Genomic DNA, 14,426 nt, shown 5'->3' on the forward strand with positions numbered 1-14,426 from the left:
CGGGCTTCGTTCTTTCGTGTTACCAGCTTATCAGACGTTTTCCGCTCCGTTTTCCGGAGTTTCATTCATCCGATTTCCCGAACTGGCCGGGTCCGCTTTTCGCGACGTCCACCACATTACCGCATTCCGAGTGTCACTCGAAATTCACACTCACCCGTAGACGGCAATGCCGACGAACCCATTTTCATGGGAATCAGAGTGGGAGTGGGTCTTGCTGAGTGGGGTGGCCGCTCCAGCGACTCGTTCAACACTAGGCCACCTGGACGACATCGTCAAACGTCGAGGGCCGGATCTGTCCAGATCCGGCCCTCGGGGCTCGAAGCCGCAGCTCAGAGCAGGTGTGCTTTCAGCCAAGCCTCAACCGGCAGCCTCCACCGGCCCGGCCGTCGACCGGCGGTCAGCCGGCGGCGACCAGCTCCGCCGCCGCCAGGTTCCGCTTGCCGCGCCGCAGCACCAGCCAGCGGCCGTGCAGCAGGTCGGCCTCGGTCGGCACCGCCTCCTCGTCCGTCACCTTGACGTTGTTGAGGTAGGCACCGCCCTCCTTGATCGTCCGGCGGGCGGCCGAACGGCTGGGCGACAGCCCGACGGCGACCAGCAGGTCGACCACCGTCTGGAGTTCGGACACCTCGGCCTTCGGGACCTCGGCCAGGGCGGCGGCCAGGGTCGGGGCCTCCAGGTCGGCGAGGTCGCCCTGGCCGAACAGCGCCTTGGACGCGGCGACCGCGCGCTCGTACTGCTCCGCGCCGTGCACCAGCGTGGTGAGCTCCTCGGCGAGGGCGCGCTGGGCGAGGCGGGCGGCCGGGCGCTCGGTGGTCTCGCGCTCCAGCTCCTCGACCTCCTCCTTCGAGCGGAAGCTGAAGATCCGCAGGAAGGTGGGGACGTCCCGGTCGTCCGCGTTCAGCCAGAACTGGTAGAAGGCGTACGGGGTGGTCAGCTCGGGGTCGAGCCAGACCGTGCCGGACTCGGTCTTGCCGAACTTGGTGCCGTCGGCCTTGACGATCAGCGGCGTGGCCAGCGCGTGGACGGACTTGCCGTCGGCCTTGCGGATCAGGTCCGTGCCGGCGGTCAGGTTGCCCCACTGGTCGCTGCCGCCGGTCTGCAGGGCGCAGCCGTAGCGGCGGTTCAGCTCCAGGTAGTCCATGCCCTGGAGGATCTGGTAGCTGAACTCGGTGTAGCTGATGCCCGCGTCGGAGTTGAGCCGTCGGGCGACGGCCTCCTTGGCGATCATGTTGTTGACCCGGAAGTACTTGCCCACGTCACGCAGCAGGCTGATCGCCGACATCCCGGACGTCCAGTCCAGGTTGTTGACCATGCGCGCCGCGTACGGGCCCTCGAAGTCGAGGAAGCGCGAGATCTGGCCGCGCAGGCGCTCGACCCAGCCGGCCACCGTCTCGGGGTCGTTCAGCACGCGCTCGGCGGTGGGCTTCGGGTCGCCGATCAGGCCCGTGGCGCCGCCGACCAGCCCGAGCGGGAGGTTCCCCGCCTGCTGGATGCGGCGCATGGTGAGGATCTGCACCAGGTTGCCGAGGTGCAGGCTGGGGGCCGTCGGGTCGAAGCCGCAATAGAACGTGACCGGGCCGTCCGCGAACGCCTTGCGCAGTGCGTCCTCGTCAGTGGAAAGGGCGATCAGCCCGCGCCACTGCAGCTCGTCGACGATGTCCGTCACGGTCACGCTTCTCCTTCGATCGGGCGTCCGACCAGTGCTGGCCCGGTTCGGTCGGGCTCCGGGTCGGTACGACTCCAGCCTGATAGAGCCTACGCGGTTCCGGCCGGCGAGTTTCCCCGAGGCACCCCTCCCGGTCGGCCGGTCCGCCGTCCCGGGCCCCTCCCCGATACCGGAAATTCCGTTGTTCGACGGCTACGGGCCCATTCAGAGTGGTTCCACCGCCGTGCGGCGGCAGTGACGTGTGTGGAGACGGTCGTGCCGCCGTGGCACGCCCGCGGGAAGGGTGTGCCGAGTGCGCAACACGCTGGTTCTGAACGCGAGCTACGAGCCCCTGACGACGGTGTCGCTCCAGCGCGCCGTCGTCCTGGTGCTCCAGGACAAGGCCGTGGTGGAGCAGGCGCATCCGCTGCGCTCGATCAGGGGGACGGGCATTGCCGTCCCGGTGCCACGGGTGATCAGACTGCAACGGTACGTACGGGTGCCGTTCCGACAACAGGCTCCGTGGTCGCGGCGCGGCGTCCTGGCGCGGGACCGGCACCTGTGCGCGTACTGCGGCCGGCGGGCCACCACGGTGGACCACCTCCAGCCCAGGTCGCGCGGTGGTGCCGACAGCTGGATGAACACCGTGGCCGCGTGCGCGGAGGACAACCAGCACAAGGCGGACCGCACGCCGGAGCAGGCCGGGATGAAGCTGCTGCGCCGCCCGTTCGAGCCGACGCCGCAGGCCAGCCTGATGCTGGCGCTCGGTCTGCGTGGCTCGGAGGTCCGGGACCTCGCCGACTGGCTGCCGGCCGTACCGGGCCGGCCCGTCTCCGCGGCGTAAGGCGGCGCGAGGAGGCGCAAGGAGGCCGGAAACCCGGGCGGAGGGCCTCAGTCCTTCGCCCGGTACCCCGCCGCCGTGCCGTAGTTCGTCGAGTGCTCGGGCACCACGACCACCTGCCCGCCGCCGATGAGCACCCGCCCGGAGATCAGCAGCGAGCCGGTGCCGGCCGGGAAGTTGCCCCCGGTCGCCTCCCGGCCGCCCGCCAGCGGGAACCGGCTGAGGCGGGCGGGCTGGTCGCGGCGTTCGTCGGCGGCGAGCACCAGCGACCCGCCGTCGATGCCGACCGCCCGGACGGCGCCCTTGGCGGCGGTCGGCGTCTTCCAGCGCTGCTTGCCGGTGTCCAGGTCGTAGCCGACCGCGGCCACCGGCCCGCCGCCGGACGGCGGGGCCAGGGTGGTGACCATCGTGCGGCCCTCGAAGTACACCTCGGGAGTGGCCGAAAACGTACCGTGGGCGACGTCCAGCCGGCCGCCGTCGACGGCCACCGGGATCTCGGCGGCCGGGTCGCCGCCCGCGCCCCAGGCGAACACCCGGTCGTCCTCGGGCTTCCCGCCGGTGGTGAGGACCACGGACGGCTCGGCCGACAGCACGGTCACCGTCTTCGGCTGGTTGTTCAGGCCCCGCCACCAGCCGACCTTGCCGTCCGCGGTGTTCAGCGCGACGGCCTGGTCGGCGGGGGTCGAGTCGGCGCAGGAGGAGGCGACGAGCACGGTCTTGCCGCTGACGCCGCCGGACAGGGTGCAGAACTTGCCCTGCCCGGTGTACTGCCAGACGTCCTTCCCGTCGGCGGACTCCCAGGCCAGCACCCGGTCGTCGCCGACGGCGATCACCTTGTCCTCGGTGACGCCGACCCGGGCCGAGTAGGCGCCCTTGGCGTCCGAGAGGCTCTTGGTCCAGACGGTCTTGCCGGTCTTGGTGTCCACGGCGGCCACCAGCGTGCAGGGGCTCTTCGGATCGGCCTGCGGACGGAACAGGGCCGCGCCCAGGCCCGCCGGGTTCACCCCCGCCGACAGCCCGCACGGGACGGCCCCGGCGGCCGGCGGCTCCACCGACCAGGTCGCCTTGCCGCCCGCCCGGTCGTACGCGTGCACCCCGGAGCCGTCGGCCCGGACCACCGCGTCGGCCAGCAGCCAGCCGCCGATCAGCGTGTCGTCGCCCCCGGACGGACCGGCCGCGGCCGGCTGCGCGGCCCACACCCGGTCGTGCGCCACCGCGAAGCCCGGCTCGCCGCCGCTGCTCGCCGCCGCGCTGCCGCCGCCCTCGGCGCCGACCATCAGCCCGGCCGCCACCAGCACTCCCAGCGCGGCCACCCCGGCGCCGGTCCGCACCAGCAGGGCCTTGCGGCTGGGCATGTGCTCCCCGGTCAGCACCGCGTCGGCGGCCTTCCGGGCCTTGGCGGAGAGCGACGAGCCGGAGCCCTCACCCGCGCCGGAACCGCCGCCGCCCCCTCGACGGGCCGCGGCCCTCGACCGCGGGGCCGGCTCGGCCTGCGGCTCGGGGACCCGCACCGGAGTGGTCGCCGCGGGCTCCTCGGGGACGGGCGCCGGCCCGGCCTCCTCGATGTGCACGTAGCCGTCCGCCGAGTACTCCGCCCCCGCCGGGACGTACAGCCCCTCGTCGGCGGGCTGCTGCGGGGCGGCGTACGGCGCGTAGGGCTGGTGCGGCTGCGCGTGGTCCGGGTACTGCGGGTACGGCTGGTACTGCTCCTGGCCGCCGTACGGGCCCTGGACGTAACCGCCCTCGACGTAGCCGCCCTGGACGTAGCCGGTCGGGCCGACACCGCTCTGCTCGTAGCCGGTCGGGCCGACACCGCTCTGCTCGTAGCCGGCCTGGTCGTACCCGCTCTGGTCGTAGCCGGTGGGCCGGTAACCGCCCTGGCCGGACTGCGGCTGCTGCTGCCCGTACTCGGCCGAGCCGTAGCCCTGCTGCGGCGGCCACTGCGACGGCTGCTGCGGCGTCTGCTGCTGCTCGGCGTACCCGCCGTACCCGCCGCTCTGCCAGTCCGGGTGGCTCTGGGGCGGCCACGGCTGCCGGTCGTGGGCGTCTCCGAAGGGCTCCTGCGCCATCCGTTCCGTCCCTCCCGAGCCCCGCCCGCCTGCCGATGCGGCAGTCAGCATCTCACGCCCGCCCGGAGGCGCGGCCCGGGCCCTCGCCCGTACGGTCCCGGGCCGACCGGTCCTGCGGCGGCGTCAGGAGGCCGACTCGGCGCGCAGGGCCTCGTCGATCCGGGCGGCGAGGGTGAAGTCCAGACCGGTGAGGCCGCCGGCGCTGTGGGTGGACAGGACGAAGCGCAGGGTGCGCCAGCGGATGTCGATGTCGGGGTGGTGGTCGAGCGACTCGGCCTGCTCGGCGACGGCGACGACCACCCGGACCGCCGCCGGGAAGTCCGGGGCGTCGGCGGTACGGGCGATGCCGTCGCCCTCCCGCGTCCACCGGGGCAGCGCCGCCAGGGCCGCCGTGATCTCGTCCTCGTTCAGCCGTGCCCTGCTGCTCATCGCCGCGCTCCTGCTGGATGGTCGGTCCGGGGTGCCGGAGTTCCGGCGCGTCCGGGTTTCCGGGACGTCCGGGGTTCCGGTGTCAGGCGGCCTTCCGGCGCGGACGGGTCACCAGCTCGCCGCCGCAGTTGGGGCAGCCGCCGGCCATGGCCTCGGTGCAGTCCGGGCAGAAGGTGCACTCGTAGGAACATATCGAGGCGCCGCCGTCCGCGGTCAGCGACACCGCGCAGCGCTCGCAGCTCTCACGCATCTCCAGGGCCATGGCGTACTCCTCCGACGTTCCGATGTTCCGACGTTTCGATGCTCCGACACCCTGCCGGGCCCGACGGCCTGACGGCCCTTCAGCTCAACAGCAGCTTGGCGACGGCCACGAGGCCGACCACCACGATGACCCCGCGCAGCGCCGTCGGCGGGAGGCGGCGGCCGACCTTGGCGCCGACCAGGCCGCCGACCAGCGAGCCCGCCGCGATCAGACCGGCGGCGGTCCAGTTCACCGTCGAGGTGAAGAGGAAGAAGAGCGCGGCGACGGCGTTGACGATCATCGCCAGGGCGTTCTTCACCGCGTTGATCCGCTGGAGGTCCTCCTGGAGCAGCATGCCCATCAGGGCCATCAGCAGCACGCCCTGCGCGGCGCCGAAGTAGCCGCCGTAGATGCCGGTCAGGAACACCCCGACCAGCAGGACCGGGCTGCCGTCCGGATCGCCGCCGGGGCGGCGGCGGGCGGCGACGGCCTTGGCCACCCGGGGCTGGATCACCACCAGCACGAGCGCGAGCAGGATCAGCACCGGGACGATCGCGTCGAAGGCCCCGCTCGGCAGCCTGGTCAGCAGCAGCGCGCCGACCAGCCCGCCGAGCAGCGAGGCGGTGCCCAGGCGCAGCACCCGGCGGCCCTGGTCGGCCAGTTCGCGGCGGTACCCGATCACGCCGCTGAGCGAACCGGGGACCAGGCCGAAGGTGTTGGAGACGTTGGCGGTGACCGGCGGGAGGCCCACGGCGAGCAGCACCGGGAAGGTGATCAGGGTGCCGGAGCCGACGATGACGTTGATCATCCCGGCGCCGACGCCGGCCACCAGGACGGCGATCGACTCCCAGAGCGTCATGGGTCACCTCTCCTCTCGGTCCTGTCCGAGGGGATCATGCCGGACGGCCCCGCGGCTCTACCAGACCCGCCCACGATTCGGGACGCACCTCACAACGTGCGCGCGCTCCACCGCCGCCGCACAAGGCCGAGGGCCCGCCGCCTCTCGGCAGCGGGCCCTCGACGGAACTCGGTCCGACCGGTCACTCCGGGTCGGTCACTCCGGGTCGATCTTCGGGTACTCCCGGGCCGGGTCCACCCGGGGACGGGCGGCGCCCTTCTCGGTGTCCACCGGCCGCGGGCCGGAGGCCGGGTCCAGCGGCACCTGGGTGGCCGCCGGGGCCGCCTGCGGAACGGTGGGCGCCGCGACCGCGCCACCGTTCATCCCGCCGGTCAGGCCGCCGAAGGCGCCGCCGAGGCCCTTGAGCGCGTCGCCGACCTCGCTGGGGATGATCCAGAGCTTGTTGGAGTCGCCCTTGGCCAGCTCGGGCAGCGTCTGGAGGTACTGGTAGGCGAGCAGCTTCTGGTCGGCGTCGCCGTCGTGGATGGCCTCGAAGACCGTCCGGATCGCGGCCGCCTCACCGTCGGCGCGCAGGACCGCGGCCTGCGCCTCACCCTCGGCGCGGAGCACGTCGGCCTGCTTCTCACCCTCGGCCTTGAGGATCTGGGCCTGGCGCTGGCCTTCGGCGGTGAGGATCGCGGCGCGCTTGTCACGGTCGGCGCGCATCTGCTTCTCCATCGAGTCCTGGATGGAGGTCGGCGGCTCGATCGCCTTCAGCTCGACGCGGTTGACCCGGATGCCCCACTTGCCGGTGGCCTCGTCCAGGACGCCGCGCAGACCGGCGTTGATGACCTCGCGCGAGGTCAGGGTGGACTCCAGGTCCATCGAGCCGATGATGTTGCGCAGCGTGGTGACGGTCAGCTGCTCGATCGCCTGGATGTAGCTGGCGACCTCGTACGTCGCGGCCCGGGGGTCGGTCACCTGGTAGTAGATGACGGTGTCGATGTTGACGACCAGGTTGTCCTGGGTGATCACCGGCTGCGGCGGGAACGGCACGACCTGCTCGCGCAGGTCGATCCGGTTGCGGACCCGGTCGATGAACGGGACGACGATGTTCAGCCCTGCGTTGAGCGTCCGGGTGTAGCGGCCGAAGCGCTCCACGATCGCGGCGCTGGCCTGCGGGATGACCTGGATCGTCTTGATCAGCGCGATGAAGGCCACCACGACCAGGACGACCAAAACGATAAGGACGGGTTCCACGGACTCTCCCCTAGACGACCAGGGCGGTCGCGCCCTGGATTTCGACGACGTCGACCTGTTGTCCAGGCTGGTACACCTGGCCCGGGTGGAGCGCGCGGGCCGACCAGATCTCGCCGTTCAGCTTGATCCTCCCGCCCTCCCCGTCGACGGTTTCCGCGACGACCGCGGTGGCGCCCTGGAGCGCCTCGATGCCCATCTTGACCTGCGGCCCGCTACGGAGCTGCCGGTAGGCGATCGGGCGGACGAAGACCACCAGGGCGACCGAGACGGCGACGAAGGTCACGGTCTCGAGGACCACTCCCCCGCCCAGCGCGGCCACGCCGGAGGCGGCCAGCGCCCCGACCGCGAACATGGCGAACTCCGGCATCGCGGTGAGCACCAGCGGTATGCCGAGCCCTGCGGCGGCCAGGAGCCACCAGATCCAGCTGTCCACATGTCCATCCTAGGGAGCGAAGGCCTTCGAAGCGGACAGTTCCCGCAGGTCGAGGGGCGGAAACCGGTCGCGCGTGCGACCGGTTCCCGACGGCCGTCCGGATGAACGACAGGAACGGGCGGACGGGGCCTCAGCCCAGCGGCAGACCCTGCGCCGACCAGCGGTCTCCGTGCCGCTCCAGGGTCAGCGGCAGGCCGAAGCACTTGGAGAGGTTGCGGGCGGTCAGCTCGGTGTCGATCGGGCCGGCCGTGAGCACCTTGCCCTGACGGATCATCAGGACGTGGGTGAAGCCGGGCGCGATCTCCTCGACGTGGTGGGTGACCATCGCCATCGCCGGGGCGAACTCGTCCTGGGCGAGCGCGCCGAGCCGGCGGACCAGGTCCTCGCGGCCGCCGAGGTCCAGGCCGGCGGCGGGCTCGTCGAGCAGCAGCAGCTCGGGGTCGGTCATCAGGGCGCGGGCGATCAGGGTGCGCTTGCGCTCGCCCTCGGAGAGGGTGCCGAACTTCCGGTCGGTGAGGTTGGCCATGCCGAGGCGGTCGAGCAGGGCCAGGGCGCGGGACTCGTCCGACTGCTCGTAGGTCTCCTGCCAGGTGACCGTCATGCCGTACGCGGCGGTGAGGACGGTCTGCAGCACGGTCTGCTCGGCCGGCAGCTTGTCGAACATGGCGGCGCCGGCCAGACCGATCCGGGAGCGCAGCTCGAAGACGTCGATCTCGCCGAGCTTCTCGCCCAGCACCGTGACCTTGCCCGAGGTCGGGAACAGGTACGAGGAGGCGATCTGCAACAGCGTGGTCTTGCCGGCGCCGTTCGGTCCCAGGATGACCCAGCGCTCGCCCTCGGAGATGGACCACGAGACCTGGTCGACCAGCGCGCGCCCCTCCCGGACCACGGATACGTCAACCAGCTCCAGCACGTCGCTCATGCCTATGCCTTCCCCAAAAAACAAGATTCTCGGCCGTCGGTGCGGGCGGCGAGCCTACTCCGGCAGCCGGTGGGCACGGGGTGGGTGCGCCGCACACGCATGGGCAAACCTACGCCACGCGGATGACCGGCGATTCCGTAGGCTGGCCGGATGCTCGTGACTCCAGCCGACAATCCGTACGAAGAGCCCCGTTCGGGGCGGCTCACCGCATGGGGCAACGCCCAGCTGGCGGGCCTGGTGCCGCCGGACGACGCCGCCGCGGCCGTCCTGGGCGCCGACGAGCGCCACCGGGTCACCGGCCTGCCCGGCGACGGGCCCGGCGAGCAGCACGGGCTGACCTGGGCGCTGGGGCGCCTGCGGGTGCTCGGCGTGAAGGGCCTGCGCCTCGCGCTGCCCTCGGCCGGGCACCCGCTCGGACTGACCGGCCCGAAGGCCTTCAACGAGCGGGCCATGCGGGCCGGCGAGGCCGTCCTGGCCGTCGGCGCACCGCTCGGGCTGGTGCCGGAGGTGGAGGAGTACGGGCCGGCCGGCGACCGCTCGGCCACCGTGCTGTGGCGCTGCCATGAGGTCAACGACACACCTCCGGCGGACGTCCCGTCGCTCCACGAGGCCGAGCGCGAGCTGGCGGAGGGGCTGCGGGAGGCGACCGTCCTGCTCACCCGCCTCGACGTGGCCGGTGCCGGGCCCGAGGCCCTGCGCGCCCTCGACGCCTACCGCCGGCGCGGCCACAGCGAGCCGCTGGCCCCCGGCTACCCGCCCCGGGCCGTCCGCGTCCTGGAGTCGGCCCGTCAGGTGTCCGCCCTGCTCGCCATCGCCTCGGGCGGGCACGGCGCCGCCGTCAGCGCCTCCGAGATGGCGGCCCGGCAGTCCGCCCTGGCCCCGCTGCGGCGCACCGCCCGGCGCGCCCAGGTGGCCGCCTACAACGCCCTCGTCGACGAGCGGGACGACCGCTGAGCGGAGGGGCACCCCCGGCGCGCTACGCCTCGCGGGTCTCGCCGTGGCGGACGGCCCAGAGTGCCGCCTGGGTGCGGTCGGCCAGGTCCAGCTTCATGAGGATGTTGGACACGTGGGTCTTCACGGTCTTCTCCGACAGGTGGAGGCTGCGGGCGATCTCCCGGTTGGAGCGGCCGTCGGCGATGTGGCCGAGCACCTCGCGCTCGCGCTCGGTGAGCGTGCCGCCGCGGCCCTGGGGGGCGCGCGGGCCGTCGTCGGAGAGCAGGGCGGCGGCCAGTTCGGGCTGGAGCAGGACGTGGCCGGCGTGCACCGAGCGGATCGCGCCGGCCAGCGCCTCCGGGTCCACGTCCTTGTAGACGTACCCGGCGGCGCCGGCCCGCAGCGCGGGGACCATCGTGCGGTGCTCGGTGAAGCTGGTGACGATCAGGATCCGGGCCCGGCTGCCCTCCCCCTTGAGGGTGCGCAGCGCCTCGATGCCGTCGACGCCGGGCATCTTGAGGTCCATCAGGACGACGTCGGGGTCGAGTTCACGGGCCCGTTCGACGCCCTCCGCCCCGTCGGCGGCCTCCCCGACCACCTCGATGTCGTCCTGGACCTCCAGGAAGGTGCGCAGCCCGCGCCGGACGACCTGGTGGTCGTCGACCAGCAGGACGCGGATCGACGGTGTGCTCTCAGGCACCGGGGACCTCCATCTCGACGAGCGTCCCCCGACCGGGGGCCGACTCCAGGGTGAGCGTGCCGCCGACGGCGGCCGCGCGGTCGCGCATCGAGGCCAGGCCGAGGTGGCGGCCGGCCCGTCGGACGGACTCCGGGTCGAAGCCGCGCCCGTCGTCGTGCACCCGCAGCACGGCGCCGCGCGCGGGCGTCCCGGCCAGGGTGACGGTGACCCGGCGGGCGCCGGAGTGGCGCAGCGCGTTGTGCAGCGCCTCCTGGGCGACCCTCAGCAGCGCGGCCTCCTGGGCGGGCGGCAGCGCCCGGACGCCGTCGGCGGCGAAGGCGACGTCGGCGGTGTGCGCCCGGTCGAGGACCTGCACCTGGGAGGCGAGGGTGGCGCTGAGCCCGTCCTCCTCCAGGGCGGCGGGGCGCAGTTCCACGACGACGGCGCGCAGTTCGTCGGCGGCCTCGGCGGCCAGCCGGGCGACCTCGGCGAGTTCGGCGCGGGCCCGGGCCGGGTCGCGGTCGACGAGCTTGGCGGCCGCCTTGGCCGTGAGGCGGAGCGAGAAGAGCTTCTGCGAGACGGCGTCGTGCAGGTCGTGGGCGATCCGGGCCCGCTCGCCGGCCAGCGTGAGCTCGCGGCTGCGCTCGTACAGCCGGGCGTTGGACAGGGCGAGGCCGGCGTGCGCGGCGAGGATCCGCAGCAGTTCCTCGTCGTGGTCGGTGAACTGGCCGCCGCCGCGCTTGTTGGCGAGGAAGATGACGCCCATCACCTGCGGCTCGTCCTCGGCCGCGTCGGTGTCCAGGATCGGCATGCCGAGGAAGGCGTCCATGTCGGGGTGGGCCTCGGGCCACCCCTCGAAGGCGGGCGCCTTGCGGACGTCCACCAGCCGGGTGGGGCCGGTCTCGTGCAGCATCGCGGCGAGCACGCCGTGCTGCCGGGGCAGCGGGCCGATCGCCCGCCACTGCTCGTCGGTGACGCCGTCGACGACGAACTGGGCGAAGCCGCCGTGGTCGTCGGGCACGCCGAGGGCCGCGTACTCGGCGCCGAGCAGGCCGCGGGCGGAGGCGGTGATGCGGCGCAGTACCTCGCGGACCTCCAGGTGCCGGCTCATGGCGAGCAGCGCCTGGCTGACGGCCTCGATCCCGGCCAGGCACGGTTCGCAGGCGGGCAGCGGGCCGTGGTGGGCCGCGTGGTCTCCGGAGGTGCTGGGCATACGGCCAAACTACCGCCGCCGTGACGGCCGCCGCGTCCGTCCCCGGCCGCCCCGGGCCCGGGTCCGGGGACCTAGGACCCGCGCCCCGGGAGGGCCCGCCCGGAAACGCGGAGGGGCGGCCCTCCCGGGTGGGAGGACCGCCCCTCGGACTGCCGTCCGAGACGTCGGGGGAGGGGTCAGCCCTTCTGCATGACCTCGGGCTCGTGCCGGCGCTGGAGCCGGGTGACGAGGACGCCGATGACGACCGAGATGGCCACCAGCACGCCCGCGTCGATCGCCCACTGGGCGACGCTGTGCTTCCAGAGCGGGTCGTAGTTGGGGTTCTGGAAGTCCTTGTTCCAGGGGCCCATGAGCGTGGACAGGTCCAGCGTGGTGGACACGATGCCGGTGCCCCAGCGGGCCGGCATCAGCCAGGCGACCTGCTCCAGGCCCGGCTTGCTGAAGATCTGGAAGAGGCAGCCGGTGAAGACGACCTGGACGATGGCGAACATGACCAGCAGCGGCATGGTCTTCTCGGCGGTCTTCACCAGCGCGGAGATCATCAGGCCGAACATCATCGCGGCGAAGCTGAGCAGGATCATGCCGACGGTCATCTCGACGATCGGCAGGTTCTTGACGAGCAGGCCGTGCTCGGGGAGCTTGCGCGGCAGGAAGCCGACGGCGGAGATGATCGCGCCCTGGATCACGCTGAAGAAGCCCAGCACGATGATCTTGGACATCATGTACGCCGAGCGGGAGAGCCCGGTGGCCCGTTCCCGTTCGTAGATCGCCCGTTCCTTGATCAGCTCGCGGACCGAGTTGGCCGCTCCGGAGAAGCAGGCGCCGATCGCCAGGATCAGCAGGATCGTCGCGGCCCCGTTGTTGAGGTGGAGCTGGGTGTTCGGGTTGGGCGCGAGCCCCGGTTCGTTGGGGATCAGCACGCTGACCGCGCCGATCACCGCGGGCAGCAGCACCGACAGCGCCAGGAAGCCGCGGTCCGAGGCGAGCACCGACATGTAGCGGCGCATCAGGGTCCACAGCTGCGAGCCCCAGCTCTGCGGCTTGGGCGGCTTGACGGCCTCCTGGGCGACCTGGACGTGCTGCACCTCGCCCGCCTCGACGGTCGGGGCGGAGTACTGCTGGTAGTGCACCGAACCGCGGTAGCGGCCGGCCCAGTCGTGGTCCGGGTAGTTCTCGAAGGCCTGGAAGACGTCCGCCCAGGTCTCGTACCCGAAGAAGTGCAGCGCCTCGTCCGGCGGGCCGAAGTAGGCCACCGAGCCGCCCGGCGCCATCACCAGAAGCCGGTCGCAGAGGGCGAGTTCGGCCACCGAGTGGGTGACGACCAGGATCGTGCGGCCGTCGTCGGCCAGGCCGCGCAGCATCTGCATGACCTCGCGGTCCATGCCCGGGTCGAGGCCCGAGGTGGGCTCGTCCAGGAAGATCAGCGAGGGCTTGGTGAGCAGCTCCAGGGCGACCGAGACGCGCTTCTGCTGGCCGCCGGAGAGCGCGGTGATCTTGTTGTCGGCGCGCTTGTCGAGGCGCAGCTCGTACAGCACCTCGTCGATCCGGGCCTCGCGCTCCTTCGCCTCGGTGTCCCCGGGGAAGCGCAGCCGGGCCGCGTACTTGAGGCCCTTCCGGACGGTGAGCTCGCGGTGCAGGATCTCGGACTGCGGCACCAGGCCGATGCGCGAGCGGAGTTCGGCGAACTGCTTGTAGAGGTTGCGGCCGTCGTACAGCACCTCGCCGCGGTCGGCCGGGCGGTAGCCGGTGAGGGCGCGCAGCAGGGTCGACTTGCCGGAGCCGGACGGGCCGATGACGGCCACCAGGGACTTCTCCGGGACGCCGAAGCTGACGTCGTCGAGCAGGACCTTCTTGCCGCCCTTGTGGTCGACCTCGACGGTCAGGTGGCGGGCGGAGAAGGAGACGGCGCCGGTGTCGACGAACTCCTGCAGCTGGTCGCCGACCAGGACGAAGCCGGAGTGGCCGACCGTCAGCCGGTCCTGCGGGCCCATCAGCTGACGCTGCACCCGCTGGCCGTTGAGGAAGATGCCGTTGTGGCTGCCGAGGTCGACGATCTCGTAGCGGCCGTCCGGGAGCTGGCGCAGCTCGGCATGGTGGCGGGAGACCTGGAGGTCGGACACCACGATGTCGTTGTCGAGCGCGCGGCCGATCCGGACGGTGCGCATCGCCGAGGTCAGGTTGCGGATGATGGTCGGCTGCGGCCCGCCGTCGTGCGGCGGGGGCGGGAAGCCCTGCTGCGGGAGGCCGCCGTGCTGGGGCTGGGGCTGCTGCTGTGGGGCCGGCCGGTCCTGTGGCGGCGCGTAGTGCTGCTGCGGGACCGGCGGCTGGGCCTGCTGCTGGCCGGGCCAGGCCTGCTGCGGCTGCTGCTGGTACGGGTCGTGCTGCGGCCAGCCCTGCTGCGGGGCGGGCTGCTGGGGCGTGGGCACCGGGCCGCGGCTGGTGGCGGCCTCGTGCATCGGGGTGGCCTGCGGGGCCGCGGCGTGCGGGGCGGCGGCCTGCGCGGGCGCGGAGAAGCCGAGCCGGGGGCCGTTCTCCGGGTTGCCCAGGTTCACCACGGCGCCGGGGAACAGCTGGGCCTGGAGGGTGCGGGCACCGGCCACGTACGTTCCGTTGGTGCTGCCGTGGTCGTCCAGCTGCCAACCGCTGCCGTTGAAGCCGATGGTCCCGTGCTGCCAGGAGACCCTCGCGTCGTCGAACGTGAAGTCCGACTGCGGGTTTCGCCCGATGGTGTAGGACCGCCCGGGCTCCAGAGTCCGCTGCTGTCCGTTGATCTCGATGACGAGTTGCGGCACTGCTCGCCTGCCCCGCTCTCTCGGTTCCCCCGAATTGTGGCCCCGGCCGGGGCCGCGATGTTCCTGTGACTGCCGGGGGAATCATTCCAGCCCGCCGACCGCCGGTGAAAGTCGGCCCGGGCGACTGTGAC

At 72.7% G+C, this 14,426-nt stretch carries 13 protein-coding genes; 2 read left to right on the plus strand and 11 right to left on the minus strand.

All coding sequences use genetic code 11. The annotated features are described in order from the left end of the window. Positions 1–397 precede the first annotated feature (397 nt). Positions 398–1,666 carry a tyrosine--tRNA ligase gene (gene tyrS / locus AMK13_RS07340; protein WP_074002093.1) on the minus strand — a complete coding sequence of 423 codons (1,269 nt, stop codon included), beginning with the start codon at positions 1,664–1,666 and terminating at the stop codon, positions 398–400. Positions 1,667–1,958: 292 nt separating this feature from the next. On the opposite strand from tyrS, the gene AMK13_RS07345 reads away from it, so the two are divergent. Further along, entirely contained in the window at positions 1,959–2,489 is a 531-nt protein-coding gene (locus tag AMK13_RS07345; RefSeq protein WP_049659779.1) for an HNH endonuclease, read from the plus strand. Between the two features lie 47 nt (positions 2,490–2,536). On the opposite strand, the gene AMK13_RS07350 is transcribed toward AMK13_RS07345, so the two are convergent. The 7 genes from AMK13_RS07350 to AMK13_RS07380 form a co-directional block, all read right to left on the minus strand. Beyond that, positions 2,537–4,555, minus strand: a complete 2,019-nt coding sequence (locus AMK13_RS07350) for an outer membrane protein assembly factor BamB family protein (protein WP_074001591.1) — start codon at positions 4,553–4,555, stop codon at positions 2,537–2,539. Positions 4,556–4,678: 123 nt separating this feature from the next. Further along, a complete protein-coding gene (locus tag AMK13_RS07355; RefSeq protein WP_074001592.1) occupies positions 4,679–4,984 on the minus strand; it encodes a 4a-hydroxytetrahydrobiopterin dehydratase in 306 nt (101 codons plus the stop codon). An 82-nt stretch (positions 4,985–5,066) separates the two neighbouring features. After that, positions 5,067–5,246 (minus strand): DUF1272 domain-containing protein, encoded by a 180-nt coding sequence (locus AMK13_RS07360; protein WP_049652107.1) that lies wholly within the window; start codon positions 5,244–5,246, stop codon positions 5,067–5,069. 79 nt (positions 5,247–5,325) lie between these two features. Beyond that, a complete protein-coding gene (locus tag AMK13_RS07365) occupies positions 5,326–6,084 on the minus strand; it encodes a sulfite exporter TauE/SafE family protein (RefSeq protein WP_049652106.1) in 759 nt (252 codons plus the stop codon). 195 nt (positions 6,085–6,279) lie between these two features. Next, positions 6,280–7,323, minus strand: a complete 1,044-nt coding sequence (locus AMK13_RS07370; RefSeq protein WP_074001593.1) for an SPFH domain-containing protein — start codon at positions 7,321–7,323, stop codon at positions 6,280–6,282. A 10-nt stretch (positions 7,324–7,333) separates the two neighbouring features. Next, positions 7,334–7,756, minus strand: coding sequence for an NfeD family protein (locus AMK13_RS07375; RefSeq protein WP_049652104.1), 423 nt, complete (start codon positions 7,754–7,756; stop codon positions 7,334–7,336). 130 nt (positions 7,757–7,886) lie between these two features. Further along, positions 7,887–8,678 carry an ABC transporter ATP-binding protein gene (locus tag AMK13_RS07380; RefSeq protein ID WP_049652103.1) on the minus strand — a complete coding sequence of 264 codons (792 nt, stop codon included), beginning with the start codon at positions 8,676–8,678 and terminating at the stop codon, positions 7,887–7,889. A gap of 150 nt (positions 8,679–8,828) precedes the next feature. On the opposite strand from AMK13_RS07380, the gene AMK13_RS07385 reads away from it, so the two are divergent. Beyond that, the gene (locus AMK13_RS07385; protein ID WP_074001594.1) at positions 8,829–9,632 is read left to right on the plus strand and encodes a hypothetical protein; all 804 of its coding nucleotides are present in this window, start codon (positions 8,829–8,831) and stop codon (positions 9,630–9,632) included. Between the two features lie 22 nt (positions 9,633–9,654). Here the strand turns inward: AMK13_RS07385 and AMK13_RS07390 are convergent, their stop codons facing one another. The 3 genes from AMK13_RS07390 to AMK13_RS07400 all read right to left on the minus strand — a co-directional run bounded on the left by AMK13_RS07390 (position 9,655) and on the right by AMK13_RS07400 (position 14,295). Further along, positions 9,655–10,311 (minus strand): response regulator, encoded by a 657-nt coding sequence (locus tag AMK13_RS07390; RefSeq protein ID WP_074001595.1) that lies wholly within the window; start codon positions 10,309–10,311, stop codon positions 9,655–9,657. Continuing rightward, on the minus strand, positions 10,304–11,401 hold the full coding sequence (locus tag AMK13_RS07395) for a GAF domain-containing sensor histidine kinase (protein WP_049652110.1): 1,098 nt from the start codon (positions 11,399–11,401) through the stop codon (positions 10,304–10,306). Before AMK13_RS07395 ends, AMK13_RS07390 begins: the two co-directional genes overlap by 8 nt. Before the next feature lie 278 nt (positions 11,402–11,679). Further along, positions 11,680–14,295 carry an FHA domain-containing protein gene (locus AMK13_RS07400; protein WP_074001596.1) on the minus strand — a complete coding sequence of 872 codons (2,616 nt, stop codon included), beginning with the start codon at positions 14,293–14,295 and terminating at the stop codon, positions 11,680–11,682. Positions 14,296–14,426 lie beyond the last annotated feature (131 nt).

This window comes from Streptomyces sp. CB02056, assembly GCF_001905545.1.
Classification (GTDB): domain Bacteria; phylum Actinomycetota; class Actinomycetes; order Streptomycetales; family Streptomycetaceae; genus Kitasatospora.